Genomic DNA, 16,274 nt, shown 5'->3' with positions numbered 1-16,274 from the left:
GCAGTTGAAATAATGTATATTTTTAGAGATTACTACAACAATGAAGTTAAGCTTTCTTTTGAAGATCATCCATTTTCCAATGCTCCAAAGCATGTATGGGTTATTTGCAGATATGGGAATAGATGGCTTTTAACAAAGCATAAGGAAAGAGGGCTTGAATTTCCGGGAGGTAAGGTGGAAATAGGGGAAACTGCAAAGCAGGCTGCTATTAGAGAAGTGATGGAGGAAACCGGTGGAAGTGTTGAAAAGATTCACTATGTTGGTCAATATTTTGTTTCCGGAAAAACTGATACTGTTATTAAAAATGTTTACGTCGCAGAAATTGATGAATTAATCCAGCAGGAAACGTATTATGAAACGAAAGGCCCTGTTCTTTTGGAAAGTATACCAAAAAACATAAAACAAAATGGTCTTTATAGTTTTATTATGAAAGATGGCGTATTGGATCATTGTATGGATTATATTAAAGCAGAAAGAAATCGCCTCATTTAACGTGAGGCGATCCTGTAGTTAGATGGTGTGCTTAATTAGCCAACCTTCAATTCTTTCAACAATTTTATACATAATTGCTGCAAATATTGCGATGAGCACTAAACTTGCCATTACCAGTGTGAAATCAAATACCTGGAATCCATAAATAATTAAATAGCCTAAACCTTGCTTTGAAACGAGGAATTCCCCAACAATTATCCCAACCCATGAAAGGCCTACATTTACTTTTAATGTTGAAATCATAGCAGGGAAAGTTGCAGGGAAAACTGCCTCTTTAAAGCATTGCCATCTGGTAGCACCGAAACTTTTTAGCACCTTTTCATAGTTTGGATCAACCTCATTAAATGCGGAATACACAACAAGCGTTGTGATGATAACAGAGATAATTGCCCCCATTGTAATAATTGACAAATATCCAGTTCCCAGGGCAACGATTATGATTGGACCAAGTGCTACCTTAGGCATTGCATTCATAATGACCAAATAGGGATCCATTATTTTTGAGAATCTTGTGGACGACCATAAAGTTGAAGCTATGATTATTCCTAGGATTGTTCCAATAAGAAATCCTAACACTGTTTCAAATAAGGTTACCTGAACATGTGTGATCATTGATCCATCACCAAATTTAGTTATGATTAAATTTACTATTTTTGAAGGGGAGCTAAATAATAATGGATCAATCCAATATAATTTACTGGCAATTTCCCATAAAGCAATAAAGCTTATCAATATACTGATTTGCCAAATGAAAACAACTTTCTTTTCCCGCTTCAACTCACTTTTAAAGTTTTCGAAGAGATGCTGATCCGTTTTTGATTCCATTATTTAAGGGCACCACCTTCCTGGGCCTTTTTATCTAATTCTTCCCAAACCTTGTCAAAAATGAGTTGGTATTTTGGGTGCCGTCTAACAAGAAACGGTGTCTCATTTCGTAATTCAAGAGGGACTTCAAAAACCTTTGCAATGGAACCCGGGTTGGCATCCATGATATAAATACGGTCACTCATGGCGATGGCCTCCCCGATATCATGTGTCACAAGGATGGTAGTTTTATAATAGGTTTTCAATAGCTGTGATACCAAATCTTCAAGCTTTAGCTTTGTTTGATAATCCAGTGCAGAAAAGGGTTCATCCAGCAATAATACCTTTGGATCATTGATTAAAGTCCGAACAAGTGCTACTCTTTGACGCATTCCACCTGATAGTGAGCTTGGATAGGCATCTGCTACATCGCATAATCCAACCTCATCCAATAGATCCATTGCTTTTTCCTTTGTTTTTACTGAATTTGTTTTACAGATCTTGGGACCGAGCATGACATTGTCAATTATGGTTTTCCATGGAAATAGATAATCCTGCTGGAGCATATATCCGATAGCCAGATCGGAATCACTGATTGTTTTATCCTGTAACAGTACCTTACCGGCAGTCTGCTTCATAATTCCTGCTATAATTGATAAAATTGTTGATTTCCCGCAACCGCTCGGACCAAGCAGTGCAATGAATTCACCTTCTTTAATGGATAATGATATATTATCTAATGCTTTGGTATACCCACTTTTTGAAAAATAATGATGGGAGACATGATCTAAGGTTAGAAATGACAAATGATCTCCTCCTTAGTTATTAAGGACTTCTTCAGCAAATTCTGTGTTTACAAGATCATCATATGGCACATCTTCCGGTAATTCGCCAGCTTCACCCATAATATCCTTTAGATTATTCCATTCTTCTTCATCAAGAATTGGATCTGTAGCAAAGGAATCCTGGCTTTTATATCGATCAATCGATGCTGCCAGCATATCCAGTTCTGTATCCTCGAAATAAGGCTCGATAACCTTGGCAATTTCTTCGGCGCTATTTTCCTGTACCCATTGCTGTGCTTTGTATACAGCCTTAGTAAACTTTCTAACAGTTTCTTCATTTTCATCAATATAGCTTTGCTTTGTCATAAAAACTGTGTATGGTACTTTTCCGGACTCTTCACCAAAGGATGCGACGATATGGCCTTGACCTTCTTTTTCGAACATGCTTGCTGTCGGTTCAAATAGTTGAACATATTCCTGGTCACCGGAAACAAATGCGCCGGGGATATTTGCAAAGTCAATGTTTTGTTGTAAATCTAAATCAGCATGTGGATCAATTCCATGTTTTTTCAGTACAAACTCTCCAACCATTTGTGGCATTCCACCAACTCGCTGGCCTAAAAAGCTGCTGTCTTTAACATCTTCCCAGCTGAAATCCGGGTTTGGTTCCTATGCAACTAAAAATGTGCCATCCGTTTGTGTTAATTGTGCAAAATTAATCGCGTAATCTTTGGAATCCTGTGCATAGACGTAAATTGATGTTTCAGAGCCAACAAGAGCAATATCAGCACCATCTGATAATAGAGCTGTCATTGTTGTATCGCCGCCCCAAGTAGTTTGTAATTCAACGTCCAAGCCTTCCTCTTCAAAAAATCCCTTCTCTAACGCAACATATTGTGGAGCATAAAAAAGTGAACGTGTCACTTCAGCCAGATTGATTTTTGTAGCCTCATTTGAGTTGCATGCAGAAAGGAAGAGAAGCAGTATAGATGAAATTACAGCAATCCATTTTATTTTTCCCATATAGTTCGACCCTTTCTTATTTTATGTCACCACATTTTATGCGCTTTGCAAAAAATGTGTGAATGCCTATATGGACAAGTGGGTAAGCTTGCTTGGAATTTAATAGTGGGTTGATACAGCAACTCGAGAAGTGGAACAACAGCCCGAGCACTTTTGGCGAAACATTAGAAAACTTGGCATACGGCAAGCCTTTAGGCGTATGCCTTAGTTGCACTTATGCAGTAAGAAAGTAGTTATACTTTCTTACTGCCAAAAAAATACCGATCTTCATTTCAGAGATCGGTATCCAATGCTGGGCTATTTGCTCACAGCCTTTCACTCATATAAATTAAATCCTTTTGGGATGAGGAAATAAATTAACTTTTGTATAATGGTCCTGCCTGTTTGATTTGATCACTTGCCTGTGTGAATTTCCCGAAGTTATTGTGGAATTTCATAGCCAGTGATTTTGCTGCAGTCTCATAAGCATGCTTATCTTCCCATGTATTTTTAGGAACTAAAACTTCATCAGGAACTCCTGGTACATGAATTGGGATTTCTAATCCAAAGATATCATCTGTGATCGTCTCGGCATTGTTTAGCTCACCTTCCAAAGCGGAATGAACCATGGCACGAGTGTATGAAAGCTTCATTCGTTTACCAACACCATAGGAGCCGCCGGTCCAGCCGGTGTTAACCAGAAACACATTTGAATTATGTTGATCAATTTTTTCTCCAAGCATATTAGCATAAGTAGATGGTGCTAATGGCAGGAATGGTGACCCAAAGCAAGCTGAGAAAGTTGCTTCCGGCTTGGTAACCCCACGCTCGGTGCCAGCCAATTTACTAGTATACCCACTTAAAAAGTGATACATTGCTTGCTCTTTCGTTAATTTGCTGATTGGCGGTAATGTTCCGGATGCATCAGCAGTAAGGAATATAATCGTATTCGGATGTCCAGCGACACTTGGCTTGATAATATTATCGACATTTTCCAGTGGATATGCTGCCCGTGTATTTTCTGTTAGGCTTACGTCATTATAATCAGGTACTCTTGATTCGTCATCCAATATTACGTTTTCCAGGACAGTTCCGAAACGAATGGCATTAAAAATCTGTGGTTCTTTTTCCTCTGACAGATTAATACACTTCGCATAACAGCCGCCTTCAATATTGAAAACACCATTCGGGCTCCAGCCATGTTCATCATCTCCGATCAGCTTACGATATGGATCAGCGGATAATGTTGTTTTACCGGTTCCTGATAACCCGAAGAACAATGCAACATCGCCTTCTTTACCAACATTTGCCGAGCAGTGCATGGATAGAATTTCTTTTCTTGGCAATAGATAATTCATCACTGAGAAAATGGACTTTTTAATTTCTCCTGCATATTCTGTGCCACCAATTAAAATGACTCGTTGCTTGAGCGAAACTAAAATAAATGTTTCTGAATTTGTCCCATCAACTGTAGGGTCTGCTTTAAATGTAGGTGCCGATACTACTGTAAATTCAGATTGATGTGTTTTTAGTTCATCATCAGTCGGTGTAATAAATAATTGACGGGAAAAAAGATTATGCCAGGCATATTCATTAATAACTTCGATTGGAAGACGATATTTTGGATCTGCTCCGGCGAAGCCTTTAAATTGATATAACTCATCTTTGCTTTTTAAATATGCGACTACTTTTTTATAAAGTTTATTGAAGGAAGCTTCATCAATTGCCTGGTTTACACTACCCCAATCCACATATTTTTCACAAACTTCATCTTTAACAATAAATTTATCCTTAGGTGAACGTCCTGTATATGTTCCTGTTGTAGCACGAATAGCGCCGGTTTCTGTGATGATCCCTTCATTTCGAGATGAAATTTTCTCAACTAATAAAGGTACAGATAAATTTTTCTTTAAATTTTTATGCGAATTAAGTTCTTTTATTAATGATTTTTCCACCGTTTTCATATAAATTACCTGCCTTTTTGAAGAATTTTTAGAAGACATGGCTTATCGCCAAGCCTTAGGTGGCGAAAGCACAAAGCCTGCACTTATACTGATTTCACGAAAAAAGTTATACCAGTGGAACAAAGCGATATATTATTCTTAAATCTGATTATTAGTATAACACATTAAAATCAATAGTCCATACTAATCAACAATTTTTTTGAAGAAATTTTCATGAGTAAAACTGTTAAATAATTTGACATGTCACCCCTATTTCGATAAGCTAAATTTCTAACGGATACTCTCTTATTCAGAGTTGGTGGAGGGACAGCCCCTATGAAGCCCAGCAACCTCACAAATGTGAAAAGGTGCTAACCTGGTGCAAGGATTTTTACTTTTCCTTGAACAATAAGAGCGAAAGGCTTCTGAACTCCTTTCCTCATGAATGCAGGAAGGGCTTTTTTTGTTTAATGATACATGACTTGAAAAATAGAGTACCGTAATAAATTAGTTGGGGAGGATTTTGCCATATGGCTATAAATCGTCGTTTATTTACATCTGAATCAGTTACAGAAGGGCATCCTGATAAAATGTCTGATCAAATATCTGATGCAATTCTGGATGAAATTTTAAAAAAAGATCCCTATGCACGTGTTGCATGTGAGACTACTGTCACAACCGGACTTGTATTAGTGTCTGGAGAGATATCAACAAATACATATGTTGATATTCCGGCAATTGTACGTAAAACAATCAAAGAGATTGGGTACACACGAGCGAAATTCGGTTTTGATGCTGATACATGTGCAGTTTTAACTGCGATTGATGAACAATCTGCTGATATTGCAGGTGGAGTTGACACTGCATTGGAAGCACGTCAAGGGAAAATGACTGATAAAGAAATTGCTGCAATTGGTGCAGGGGACCAAGGGTTAATGTTTGGCTTTGCTTGTGACGAGACAGAGGAACTCATGCCACTGCCAATAGCATTGGCACATAAATTAGCAAAACGTTTGGCAGATGTGCGTACAGAGAAAGTTTTGGATTATCTTAGACCAGATGGGAAAACGCAGGTAACAGTAGAATATGATGAAAATGATAATCCAGTTCGTGTTGACACCATTGTCATTTCAACACAGCACCATCAGGATATTACAACAGAACAAATTGAAAAAGACTTAATTGAACATGTGGTTCGTCCGATAGTCCCTAAAGAACTTCTGGATGAAACAACAAAATATTTTATTAATCCAACAGGTCGTTTCGTAATTGGAGGGCCACAAGGGGATGTAGGCTTAACCGGCCGTAAGATAATTGTCGACACCTATGGTGGTTATGCTCGCCATGGTGGGGGAGCTTTTAGTGGGAAAGATGCTACTAAAGTGGATCGTTCTGCTGCATATGCTGCACGTTATGTAGCTAAAAATATTGTAGCTGCAGACATAGCTAAAACCTGTGAAGTTCAACTGGCATATGCGATTGGTGTTGCTGAGCCAGTTTCTATTGCGGTGAACACATTTGGTACAGGCAAGGTGAGTGAAGAAGTATTAGTTAAAGCTATTCGTAAATTATTTGATTTACGTCCAGCCGGGATTATTCGTATGCTTGATTTACAAAAACCTATCTTTAAAAATACAGCAGCATATGGACATTTTGGCAGAACAGATATTTTATTTCCATGGGAAAAAACAGATAAAGTCGATGAGTTGAAGGCTTTGACCGATTAAAAGAATGAAAAAAAGGCAATACAGTGTACATAAGCTGAATTGCCTTTTTTTATTACAGGTCAGTATTTTCCTTATAATATTGTGCTCTTTTTACATAGGAGGTTCTCACACGCTCCAGTTCAGCATAATCTTCTTCAGTAAGATTTCGAATCACTTTAGCCGGTCGCCCAAAAGCCAAAGTGTGTGGAGGGATTTTTTTACCGGGAGGAACAAGGCTTCCTGCGCCAATAAATGCACTCTCTCCAATTTCAGCGCCGTCCAGGATAATGGATCCCATTCCAATTAATGCATTTTTTCTTATAATGGAAGAATGTAATGTTACCTGATGACCAATTGTAACATCATCTTCAATGATCAGTGGCGTGTCCGGGCTCTGATGCAGCATGGATAAATCCTGAACACTGACTCTTTTTCCAATTCTGGTTGGAGCGATATCTCCCCGGATTACCGTTTTAAACCATACACTTGATTGTTCATCAATTGTGACATCGCCAATGATTGTAGCGTCTTTTGCTATAAAAGCTGTATCATGGATAGCAGGTTTAATATTTTTGTGGTGGTGTATCATTTATCCCTGAGTCCTCCTAATAAATATGATGATATAAACAGTATAGCAAAAAAATTGCAGTAAGTTGTAGAAGGAGGGAGCAGCTTGTCAAAATATGTACCTGTTTCGGCATTGACTTTAATGGAAACAGTATATCGTAAAATTTTCCCTGCAGTGAACGAAGAGCTTTCTTACTGGAAAAAACGAGCAGGGCAAATACCAAATGAGGAATTACGAATGCAGGCACTTGCAAGTATAAAATCAAAACGATTCCATTGTCAGGGTGGTGCTGTTTATGCGCTGCTTGCAAGAGGGCAGTGGAGGGAAGCCATCCGTTTTATTGTTACCTATCAGACAATAAGTGACTATCTGGATAACTTATGTGATCGAAGCACTTCTATGGATCCGGATGACTTTCGTTTATTACATATAGCGATGGAGGATGCATTAACAAAAGATAATATTTCAACAAATTATTATCAATTACGTAATGATCAGGCAGATGGGGGGTATCTGATTGAACTTGTGCAAACATGCCAAAATACAATGAGACAGCTTGAAGGTTATTCCGGTATTAAAGATCAATTATTTCAGCTTCAAGGGTTATATGCAGACCTGCAAATTCACAAGCATGTTAAAATAGAAGATCGTATTCCCAGGTTAACTAAGTGGTATGAACAAAATGAGTCAGATGACTTGAGCTGGTATGAATTTTCTGCTGCTGCAGGATCCACATTGGGGATTTTTTGCATGGTAAGCTACACATTAGGTGGAAAAATGACGTCTGGACTAGCTACTGACATTTCCCGTGGATATTTTCCTTATATGCAGGGTTTACATATTTTGTTGGATTATTACATTGATCAGCAGGAGGATAGGGTGGAAGCAGATTTGAACTTCTGCGAGTTTTATCCAGACTCTAAAACAATGAAGCGTCGATTTATTCATTTTATCGAACAGGCTAATAAACATGTGCGTTTATTACCCGATCGATCTTTTCATGAAATGGTAATTCAGGGGCTGGTAGGTTTGTATTTAGGGGATCCGAAGGTGAGTAAACTTGCCAGTGGGAGTGAAATGACACGTGATTTGTTAAAGGCAGCCGGGGGCAAAGCGCGTTTCTTTCATTGGAATACAAAAATATATAATAAATTTAAACCCGGATAAGCCATTGATTATATGCTTTATCCGGGTAAGTATTTAAAGTATTTTGCTTAAAAAAGATTGAGTTCTTTCATGACGCGGATTGCTGAATAATTCATTTGGTTCATTCTCCTCCACAATTAATCCTTCATCAATGAATAATACCCTGTCACTTACCTCACGGGCAAAGCCCATCTCATGTGTGACGACAACCATTGTCATACCTTCATCTGCGAGCTGTTTCATAACTTCAAGCACATCCCCGACCATTTCAGGATCAAGTGCTGATGTTGGTTCATCAAACAACATTATTTTTGGGTTCATCGCAAGAGCTCTGGCGATGGCAACACGCTGTTTTTGCCCGCCGGATAATGAATTCGGGTAGCTGTCAGCCTTATCATTTAAGCCAACCTTGGCCAAAAGCTCTTGTGCTTTTTTCACCGCAGCTTCCTTAGACGTGCCACGTGCTTTCATTGGGGCCAAAATAATATTTTCCATCACAGTTTTATGTGGAAAAAGATTAAATTGCTGAAAAACCATCCCAACTTCCTGTCTTATTTTATTGATGTCTGCTTTTTTCTCAGTAATATCATCGCCATCAATTGATACACGGCCACCAGTAATATCCTCCAACCTGTTTAAACAACGGAGGAATGTACTTTTTCCGGACCCGGATGCTCCAATTACACAGACGACTTCACTTTCCTTAATATCGACACTAATGTCTTTCAACACTTCAAGCTGCCCAAAGGACTTTTTCAGGTTTTTTACTTCGATCATTGTCATCTAAGTTCAAATCTCCTTTCCAGATAGCTGGAGAGCAGTGATAGTAAATAAATCATGATAAAGTACATGACGCCAACGACAAGCCATATTTCAAAAGCTTTAAAAGTAGCCGCAATAACGACCTGACCCTGCTGTGTTAAATCGGCTATACCTATTACAGATAATAATGATGTATCTTTTAAACTGATAATGGCCTGATTCGTAAAAGTTGGCAGCATTCTTCTAAATGCTTGTGGGAGAATTATGTAACGCATGTTCTGTGTGCCAGTCAATCCCAGTGACCTGGCTGCTTCTGTCTGTCCTTTATCCATGGATTGAATACCGGCACGGATAATTTCTGCAAAATATGCTCCTGCATTTATTGCGACTGTAATGATACCAGCAGTTGTTCGGTCAAGTGAAATAAAATCAAATGAATTTAAACCAAAGTAGAAAAAGAATAGTTGAACCAATATGGGAGTTCCACGGATGGCGTCAATAAAGACTTTCGCAATCCAGTTGAGAATCCAAAGTGGAGACAGTCGGAACAATGCCATGATTAACCCAATGATAAAACCTAGAATGATTGCAATAACAAATACATATGCGGTCACTTGTATCCCTTCCCATAAATAGGGGAGGGCATCAATAATTACTTCCATTTACTCAGCTCCTTCAGGTAGATAATGAAAAGAAAGAAGCACGCTGGAAAAGCGTGCTCTGATTTAATTTTATTCACCAAGATACTTGTTTAAAATTTCATCATACTTTCCACTTTCCTTCAGAGAAGCCAATCCATCGTTAATTTTTTTCAGCAGTTCATCATTTTCACCTTTTAATACAGACATTCCATAGTTATCTCCATTTAATTTATCCCCGGAAATCTGTAGATCCAGACTGCTTTTTTCAATAGCATAGGCAATAACCGGATAGTCTTCGATCAATGCATCTGCACTGCCGTTACCAACTTCCTGGAACATGGCCGTACTGTCATTTACCTGAACGATCTCGTAGCCATATTCATCCTGATTATCTGCTGCAAATTTTGCCCCTGTTGTACCATTTTTCACAACAATTGTTTTGCCTTCCATATCATCGATTGAAGAAATGTCGGAATTCCCTGCTGCTGTAACAAGTGTCAAACCGGATTCGAAGTAAGGATCGGAAAAATCAACGGTTTCTTTTCTTTCTTCTGTAATACTCATTCCACCCATGCCGATATCCAATTCACCAGCTTGCATTGCTGGGATAATTCCACTGAAATCCATTGATTGTATATCAATTTCAAATCCTTGATCTTCGGCAATTGCGTTTATTAAATCGATGTCTATCCCAACTAATTCCCCGTCTTCCTGAAATTCAAATGGTGGGTAAGTAGTGTCAACGCCAACAGTGTAGACATTTGAATCTCCACCTTCTCCTGATGTTTCTGTTGCGTCAGTATCGTCACTACCACAGGCAGCTAGTGCTAAAACCAAAACAAGAAATAAACTAAATAGACTGAACTTTCTCATGAAATTGCCTCCTTTATTTTTATTGATTCATAGGTGTATTCTAAAGAAACAATTTTCTGAAGTCAAGAACAATCAGATTATTAGGACTGGTATAGGGCTGGGGATTTTTGGGGTAAGTGAAGCGTTTGTGGTTGGGGTTTGGTATAAACTTTAGGGGGTGCGCAGTATGTTGAGAGATAATACGCCAGACTTGAGAGACGGGTGGGGGAAGTTGAGAGATAACAAAGAAAAGTTGAGAGATAGATGGGTAAATCCCTCTTTTCTCTCAACTTCGGGCGGGGGTCTCTCAACCTTTAGCAGATGTGTCTCAACTTCAAGTCTCTTTCTCTCAACTAAAAGCAGCCACAGCCAGACCAGATCTTTCGCCTGAACAACCGGAATCGCTACTTTCTCTTCTGTACAGCTAATATAAAAGGAGGATCATTTTTCTGATTGATAAATCCATATTGAAGTACATTGAATTCCTTTTGATCCAAATGCACCACATGTTTTAAAACGGACTCTTTTTCTTGTCTGCCCCCATCATGGCCATGATAGACAACGATAACGATGAGACCATCTTTTTTAAGGCAGCTTAAAATCGAATCAATTGCATCTGTGGTGGATTCCCCTTTTGTTATTACTGTCTTATCACTTTTTGGTAAATAACCTAGGTTAAATATTGCGCCACCAATTTTTCCGTGCAACTCTTTGGGGATGTAATGAGAAACAGTTGCATGGCTGTCATGGATCAGGGATACATTTGTACGGTCATTATCAATTATTAATCGTTTTGTTGTATTAATAGCTTTTTCCTGAATGTCAAATGCCAGTACATGACCGGTTTGTCCAACCACATTGCTTAAAAACAGTGTGTCATTCCCATTACCGCATGTTGCGTCGATCACTGTCTCTCCTTTGTTTATAGATTCTTCCAATAAGTAATGCGCATAATTTAAGATTCCTTTTAGCATATAAATCTCCTTATCTCCAGATAATATATCTATTTTACCAAATTAGGCTGTTACTCGCCTTGACAAAGTATTTTCTATTCATTACAATTCAAAATACATAACAGATCGACTTTGCAAAGGATTAGTAATAAATTCATTCAGGTTAAGAGAGACAGTGGCTGGTGGAAACTGTTCCTGATTATTTATGAACTCACCTTTAATGTTGCAGAAATGAAATAATGTAATTTCTGCCGTAAATCTGCGTTAAGGATACAAGTGAACGTGATGGTTTTTTGCGTTAATTTGGGTGGTACCGCGGGAGATAATAGCTTCTCGTCCCTTTTTATAGGGATGAGTGGCTTTTTTTATTGATAAAAGGAGGAAATAATATGAGCTTTAATCATCAGCAAATTGAAAAGAAATGGCAAAAACACTGGCTGGAGAATAAAACATTTAAAACCAATACATTTTCAGATAAAGAGAAGTTTTATGCATTGGATATGTTTCCATACCCATCTGGGTCAGGACTGCATGTTGGTCATCCGGAAGGGTATACTGCAACAGATATTCTATCACGCATGAAGCGGATGCAGGGGTATGAGGTGCTTCATCCAATGGGGTGGGACGCATTTGGCTTGCCTGCGGAACAATATGCGTTAGATACAGGAAACAGCCCGGCAGCATTTACCGAGGAAAATATTGCTACATTTAAACGCCAGATTCAGGAACTGGGCTTTTCCTATGACTGGGACAGAGAGATCAGCACAATGGAACCGAAATATTATAAATGGACCCAATGGATTTTTACCAAGCTGTATGAAAAAGGGCTTGCCTATATGGACGAAGTTGCAGTTAACTGGTGTCCGGCACTTGGAACGGTATTGGCAAATGAAGAGGTTATTGATGGGAAAAGTGAACGTGGCGGGCATCCGGTTTTACGTAAACCAATGAAACAATGGATGCTGAAGATTACAGCATATGCAGATCGCCTGCTTGAAGATTTGGAAGAAGTAGATTGGCCGGAAAGTATTAAAGATATGCAGCGAAACTGGATTGGCCGTTCTGAAGGTGCTGAAGTTACATTTACAATTAATGGATTTGATGAGGAATTTACCGTATTTACAACAAGACCGGATACATTGTTTGGTGCGACATATGCAGTTCTGGCACCAGAGCATCCATTTATTAAGAAAATTGTTTCTGCTGAGCAAAAGAAAACTGTTGAAGCTTATTTGAATAAAGTACAGACAAAATCAGATCTGGAGCGTACGGATCTTGCAAAAGATAAAACAGGTGTATTTACTGGTGCTTATGCAATCAATCCGGTTAATAATGAGAAAATGCCAATCTGGGTAGCAGACTATGTTTTGATGAGCTATGGAACAGGGGCTATCATGGCGGTTCCGGCACATGATGAGCGTGACTATGAATTTGCTGCAAAATTTGAGCTTCCTATTGTAGAAGTGGTTGAAGGTGGAGATATCAACAAGGAAGCTTATGTAGGCGACGGGAAGCATGTGAATTCCGATTTTCTTAATGGTCTGGAAAAAGAGGAAGCTATTTCAAAAGTAATTGACTGGCTTGTGAAAACAAAAAAAGGCGAGAAAAAAATCACGTATCGTCTTCGTGACTGGCTGTTCGCAAGACAAAGATACTGGGGTGAGCCGATACCAGTGATCCATTGGGAAGATGGAACAATGACAGCATTACCTGAGGAGGAACTGCCGCTGGTACTTCCGGAAATGGAAGATTTTAAACCATCTGGAACTGGAGAATCGCCACTTGCAAATGCGACGGACTGGTTAAATGTAGTAGATCCAGAAACAGGAATGAAGGGTCGCAGGGAAACAAGCACCATGCCTCAATGGGCAGGCAGCTGCTGGTATTTCCTGAGATTTATTGATCCTGATAATAAAGAACTGCTGGCTGACCCTGAAGCATTAAAGAAATGGCTTCCGATCGATATTTATATCGGAGGAGCGGAACACGCAGTACTTCATTTGCTTTACGCACGCTTTTGGCATAAATTTTTGTATGATATTGGTGTTGTTCCAACAAAGGAACCGTTTATGAAGCTGTTTAATCAGGGAATGATTCTTGGTGAAGGTAATGAAAAGATGAGTAAATCAAAAGGTAATGTTGTTAACCCTGATGACATTGTCGCGTCACATGGTGCTGATACATTGCGTCTATATGAAATGTTCATGGGACCACTTGACGCAGCTGTAGCCTGGTCAACAAATGGCCTGGATGGTTCAAGACGTTTTCTTGATCGAGTATGGCGATTAATTATTAATGATGAAGGTAAACTTTCCGAAAAAGTGGTAGATGAAGGAAACACTGTATTAGATAAAGTCTACAATGAGACAGTTAAAAAAGTGAGTGAGGATTTCGAAAATCTTCATTTCAATACAGGTATTTCTCAAATGATGGTATTTATAAATGAAGGGTATAAAGCGGAAAAACTTCCTAAGGTATATATAGAAGGTTTTGTAAAAATGCTTGCACCGATTGCGCCACATCTTGCAGAAGAATTGTGGGCCCGTCTTGGTCATGAGGGAACAATCAGCTATGAACAGTGGCCTAAGTATGATGAGACAAAACTGATAGAAGATGAAATAGAAGTTGTACTTCAAGTAATGGGCAAAGTCCGTTCTAAAATAAGTGTAGCAAAAGATACTACAAAGGTAGACCTAGAAAAACAAGCACTAGCGGATGAGAAACTCCAGGAATGGCTGGAAGGGAAAACAATCCGAAAAGTAATTGTAGTACCAGGAAAGCTTGTAAATATAGTAGCTAATTAAAATAAGGAACATTACCTGATTCATATAGGTAATGTTCCCTTTTTATATTAGACTGGTACCCAATCTGTCTGCAATATAATCCATTCATTATTCTCGTAATACCAGAGTGTTTCAATAGTTCCAAGCCGATCTGCATGATAAGCTCCACTGATTTGCTGATAACTTTTCAAACCATAACCTTTACTCTTGCTGATTAAAATCGGTTCAAAAAAAGCAATAGGATCGATCATCACAGATTTAGGTTTCAGTAAGTTCCCCTCTGTATCATAAATTCCCAGACGTATATAATCATCTTTCCTGTCTTTAACATCCATTACAATAGGTTTGCTGTCAGGGGATATTTGAATAATTACATTAAAATTATCCTCAAACATTCCTTTAATGTAACGCTGTTCAGGTAATGGAATATCCGTCAGTTTTTCATTTGCTAATGTATTTAGCTGATAATTATACAATCCCCCACTTCCACCTGTAGGGCTTTGGTAGAAGATATCATTTATATTATCATGATTTAAATCAACAAATTGAAGAACTGGTTCATAACCGCCACCATACGTAATCTTCCACTGCTGCCCATGTTTACTGGTAATCTCAGCCCATATTTCACGATAGTAGCTGGCGTCTTCAGAAAACAATATTCCTTTTAATTCGATTATTTCATCCTGACCATCACCTGTTATATCTGACTCATATGTCTCAATTAAGCCTGGTTCCGGTTTTTCTTCAGCAGCATAAATTGCAGAATTGATATTAAGTGAAAATAAAAAAACTAAAGCGAATATAATTAACCTCATATCCATCTCTCCATTTATCGTTTAGTATCATTAGATTGTGTTATATATTTGCAAGCTATACCTAAAAAAAGTATGATAAACATGTGAAATTTATAAAAAGGGTGATAGATATGGATCATATAAATGAAATAGCTCCTGAAGAAGTAGAAAAATTGGTAGACAAAGAAAATGTAGTAATTATTGATGTAAGAGAAGATGATGAAGTTGCACAAGGAATGATTGAAAATGCCAAGCATATTGCATTACAAAATATACCTTACTCCAAGGATGAACTGGATAAAAGTAAAGACTATATCTTTGTTTGCAGATCTGGTGGGAGAAGTATGACAGCTGCCTCTTATATGGATGAACATGGTTTTAAGGTATCCAATATGACTGGCGGCATGCTTGAATGGAAAGGTGAAGTTATCATATAGTATTCTAATAATCTAGATGATGAAAAAGCTTCCATATGATCAGAGGCTAAAAAAGTTTGGAAAACCATTGACTTTTTTGGACTCTGGCTGTAATATAAATCTTGCTGTTAAAAAAGCATTATTCAAGTACTAACGGCAAAAAAATAATAGTATGCAGTTTTAGATAGTAGTTGGTATTTTTTTGGATTCTATTGTTGACAAACAGTTGATAGAAATGATACAATAGCTATCCACAATAAAACATTGTCGAAAATAGATAGATTAATTTTTTCTTAATTAATTATTGACAAAGTTTTGAATTATGTGTTATATTAATTGAGTCGCCAATTTGAGAGCGACAAGAAATTTGCTCCTTGAAAACTGAACAAAACAACCAGTATGTCAAGAGAAACATGTACTGTTTTTCTTAAACAAAATTCAGAAGGTAACACTTCTGAAAAGCTAAGACAATTGATAGAATCGATTGGTGTCGATTTCTATTCAAACTTTTTTGGAGAGTTTGATCTTGGCTCAGGACGAACGCTGGCGGCGTGCCTAATACATGCAAGTCGAGCGCGGGAAGCAAGGGATCACCCTTCGGGGTGTGAACTTGTGAAACGAGCGGCG

The 16,274-nt window shown here is 38.3% G+C and carries 14 protein-coding genes, 1 rRNA gene, 1 pseudogene, 1 riboswitch and 1 other annotated feature; of the genes and pseudogenes, 6 read left to right on the top strand and 10 right to left on the bottom strand.

What is annotated here, in order from left to right:
* The first annotated feature begins 12 nt into the window (after window positions 1–12).
* Complete coding sequence (gene ytkD / locus CIL05_RS20520; protein ID WP_095657415.1) at window positions 13–492, top strand: RNA deprotection pyrophosphohydrolase; 480 nt, start codon at window positions 13–15, stop codon at window positions 490–492.
* An 18-nt stretch (window positions 493–510) separates the two neighbouring features.
* On the opposite strand, the gene CIL05_RS20515 is transcribed toward ytkD, so the two are convergent.
* From CIL05_RS20515 to pckA, 4 genes and pseudogenes are all read right to left on the bottom strand, one after another.
* Window positions 511–1,317 (bottom strand): ABC transporter permease, encoded by an 807-nt coding sequence (locus CIL05_RS20515; protein ID WP_095657403.1) that lies wholly within the window; start codon window positions 1,315–1,317, stop codon window positions 511–513.
* Complete coding sequence (locus CIL05_RS20510) at window positions 1,317–2,102, bottom strand: ABC transporter ATP-binding protein (RefSeq protein WP_095657402.1); 786 nt, start codon at window positions 2,100–2,102, stop codon at window positions 1,317–1,319. The genes CIL05_RS20515 and CIL05_RS20510 overlap by 1 nt, the downstream gene beginning before the upstream one ends.
* Window positions 2,103–2,114: 12 nt before the next feature.
* A pseudogene (locus CIL05_RS20505) lies at window positions 2,115–3,104 on the bottom strand (ABC transporter substrate-binding protein).
* A gap of 356 nt (window positions 3,105–3,460) precedes the next feature.
* Window positions 3,461–5,047 carry a phosphoenolpyruvate carboxykinase (ATP) gene (pckA, locus tag CIL05_RS20500; RefSeq protein ID WP_095657401.1) on the bottom strand — a complete coding sequence of 529 codons (1,587 nt, stop codon included), beginning with the start codon at window positions 5,045–5,047 and terminating at the stop codon, window positions 3,461–3,463.
* A gap of 282 nt (window positions 5,048–5,329) precedes the next feature.
* Window positions 5,330–5,441: riboswitch (SAM riboswitch) on the top strand.
* Window positions 5,442–5,556: 115 nt separating this feature from the next.
* Between pckA and metK the strand changes: the two genes are divergently transcribed.
* A complete protein-coding gene (gene metK / locus CIL05_RS20495; RefSeq protein WP_095657400.1) occupies window positions 5,557–6,753 on the top strand; it encodes a methionine adenosyltransferase in 1,197 nt (398 codons plus the stop codon).
* Window positions 6,754–6,805: 52 nt separating this feature from the next.
* Here metK and CIL05_RS20490 read toward each other — a convergent pair whose 3' ends face one another.
* Window positions 6,806–7,321 (bottom strand): gamma carbonic anhydrase, encoded by a 516-nt coding sequence (locus CIL05_RS20490; protein WP_095657399.1) that lies wholly within the window; start codon window positions 7,319–7,321, stop codon window positions 6,806–6,808.
* Between the two features lie 84 nt (window positions 7,322–7,405).
* Here CIL05_RS20490 and CIL05_RS20485 point away from each other — a divergent pair, with 84 nt between their 5' ends.
* The gene (locus CIL05_RS20485; RefSeq protein ID WP_276245362.1) at window positions 7,406–8,467 is read left to right on the top strand and encodes a tetraprenyl-beta-curcumene synthase family protein; all 1,062 of its coding nucleotides are present in this window, start codon (window positions 7,406–7,408) and stop codon (window positions 8,465–8,467) included.
* 33 nt (window positions 8,468–8,500) lie between these two features.
* On the opposite strand, the gene CIL05_RS20480 is transcribed toward CIL05_RS20485, so the two are convergent.
* The 4 genes from CIL05_RS20480 to mnmM all read right to left on the bottom strand — a co-directional run bounded on the left by CIL05_RS20480 (window position 8,501) and on the right by mnmM (window position 11,675).
* Window positions 8,501–9,229 carry an amino acid ABC transporter ATP-binding protein gene (locus tag CIL05_RS20480; RefSeq protein WP_095657398.1) on the bottom strand — a complete coding sequence of 243 codons (729 nt, stop codon included), beginning with the start codon at window positions 9,227–9,229 and terminating at the stop codon, window positions 8,501–8,503.
* Window positions 9,226–9,870 carry an amino acid ABC transporter permease gene (locus CIL05_RS20475; RefSeq protein WP_095657397.1) on the bottom strand — a complete coding sequence of 215 codons (645 nt, stop codon included), beginning with the start codon at window positions 9,868–9,870 and terminating at the stop codon, window positions 9,226–9,228. Before CIL05_RS20475 ends, CIL05_RS20480 begins: the two co-directional genes overlap by 4 nt.
* A 69-nt stretch (window positions 9,871–9,939) precedes the next feature.
* Complete coding sequence (locus tag CIL05_RS20470; protein WP_095657396.1) at window positions 9,940–10,722, bottom strand: transporter substrate-binding domain-containing protein; 783 nt, start codon at window positions 10,720–10,722, stop codon at window positions 9,940–9,942.
* A 383-nt stretch (window positions 10,723–11,105) separates the two neighbouring features.
* Entirely contained in the window at window positions 11,106–11,675 is a 570-nt protein-coding gene (mnmM, locus tag CIL05_RS20465; RefSeq protein WP_095657395.1) for a tRNA 5-(aminomethyl)-2-thiouridylate-methyltransferase MnmM, read from the bottom strand.
* 102 nt (window positions 11,676–11,777) lie between these two features.
* Window positions 11,778–11,998: a binding site (T-box leader), on the top strand.
* 45 nt (window positions 11,999–12,043) lie between these two features.
* On the opposite strand from mnmM, the gene leuS reads away from it, so the two are divergent.
* The gene (leuS, locus tag CIL05_RS20460; RefSeq protein ID WP_095657394.1) at window positions 12,044–14,458 is read left to right on the top strand and encodes a leucine--tRNA ligase; all 2,415 of its coding nucleotides are present in this window, start codon (window positions 12,044–12,046) and stop codon (window positions 14,456–14,458) included.
* Window positions 14,459–14,505: 47 nt separating this feature from the next.
* On the opposite strand, the gene CIL05_RS20455 is transcribed toward leuS, so the two are convergent.
* On the bottom strand, window positions 14,506–15,252 hold the full coding sequence (locus CIL05_RS20455) for a YybI family spore inner coat protein (protein ID WP_095657393.1): 747 nt from the start codon (window positions 15,250–15,252) through the stop codon (window positions 14,506–14,508).
* Window positions 15,253–15,362: 110 nt separating this feature from the next.
* Here CIL05_RS20455 and CIL05_RS20450 point away from each other — a divergent pair, with 110 nt between their 5' ends.
* Both CIL05_RS20450 and CIL05_RS20445 read left to right on the top strand, forming a co-directional pair.
* Window positions 15,363–15,668 (top strand): rhodanese-like domain-containing protein, encoded by a 306-nt coding sequence (locus CIL05_RS20450; protein ID WP_095657392.1) that lies wholly within the window; start codon window positions 15,363–15,365, stop codon window positions 15,666–15,668.
* A gap of 487 nt (window positions 15,669–16,155) precedes the next feature.
* Window positions 16,156–16,274 (top strand): 16S ribosomal RNA (locus CIL05_RS20445); the annotation flags it as partial.

The organism is Virgibacillus profundi, assembly GCF_002287375.1.
Taxonomy (GTDB): Bacteria; Bacillota; Bacilli; order Bacillales; family Amphibacillaceae; genus Virgibacillus_K; species Virgibacillus_K profundi.
This window is presented reverse-complemented; position numbering and strand designations above follow the sequence as displayed.

Coding starts and splice junctions, on each gene's coding strand:
- ytkD (WP_095657415.1), top strand. CDS start 13: ATGTATATTTTTAGAGATTACTACAACAATGAAGTTAAGCTTTCTTTT.
- CIL05_RS20515 (WP_095657403.1), bottom strand. CDS start 1,317: ATGGAATCAAAAACGGATCAGCATCTCTTCGAAAACTTTAAAAGTGAG.
- pckA (WP_095657401.1), bottom strand. CDS start 5,047: ATGAAAACGGTGGAAAAATCATTAATAAAAGAACTTAATTCGCATAAA.
- metK (WP_095657400.1), top strand. CDS start 5,557: ATGGCTATAAATCGTCGTTTATTTACATCTGAATCAGTTACAGAAGGG.
- CIL05_RS20490 (WP_095657399.1), bottom strand. CDS start 7,321: ATGATACACCACCACAAAAATATTAAACCTGCTATCCATGATACAGCT.
- CIL05_RS20480 (WP_095657398.1), bottom strand. CDS start 9,229: ATGACAATGATCGAAGTAAAAAACCTGAAAAAGTCCTTTGGGCAGCTT.
- CIL05_RS20475 (WP_095657397.1), bottom strand. CDS start 9,870: ATGGAAGTAATTATTGATGCCCTCCCCTATTTATGGGAAGGGATACAA.
- CIL05_RS20470 (WP_095657396.1), bottom strand. CDS start 10,722: ATGAGAAAGTTCAGTCTATTTAGTTTATTTCTTGTTTTGGTTTTAGCA.
- mnmM (WP_095657395.1), bottom strand. CDS start 11,675: ATGCTAAAAGGAATCTTAAATTATGCGCATTACTTATTGGAAGAATCT.
- leuS (WP_095657394.1), top strand. CDS start 12,044: ATGAGCTTTAATCATCAGCAAATTGAAAAGAAATGGCAAAAACACTGG.
- CIL05_RS20455 (WP_095657393.1), bottom strand. CDS start 15,252: ATGAGGTTAATTATATTCGCTTTAGTTTTTTTATTTTCACTTAATATC.
- CIL05_RS20450 (WP_095657392.1), top strand. CDS start 15,363: ATGGATCATATAAATGAAATAGCTCCTGAAGAAGTAGAAAAATTGGTA.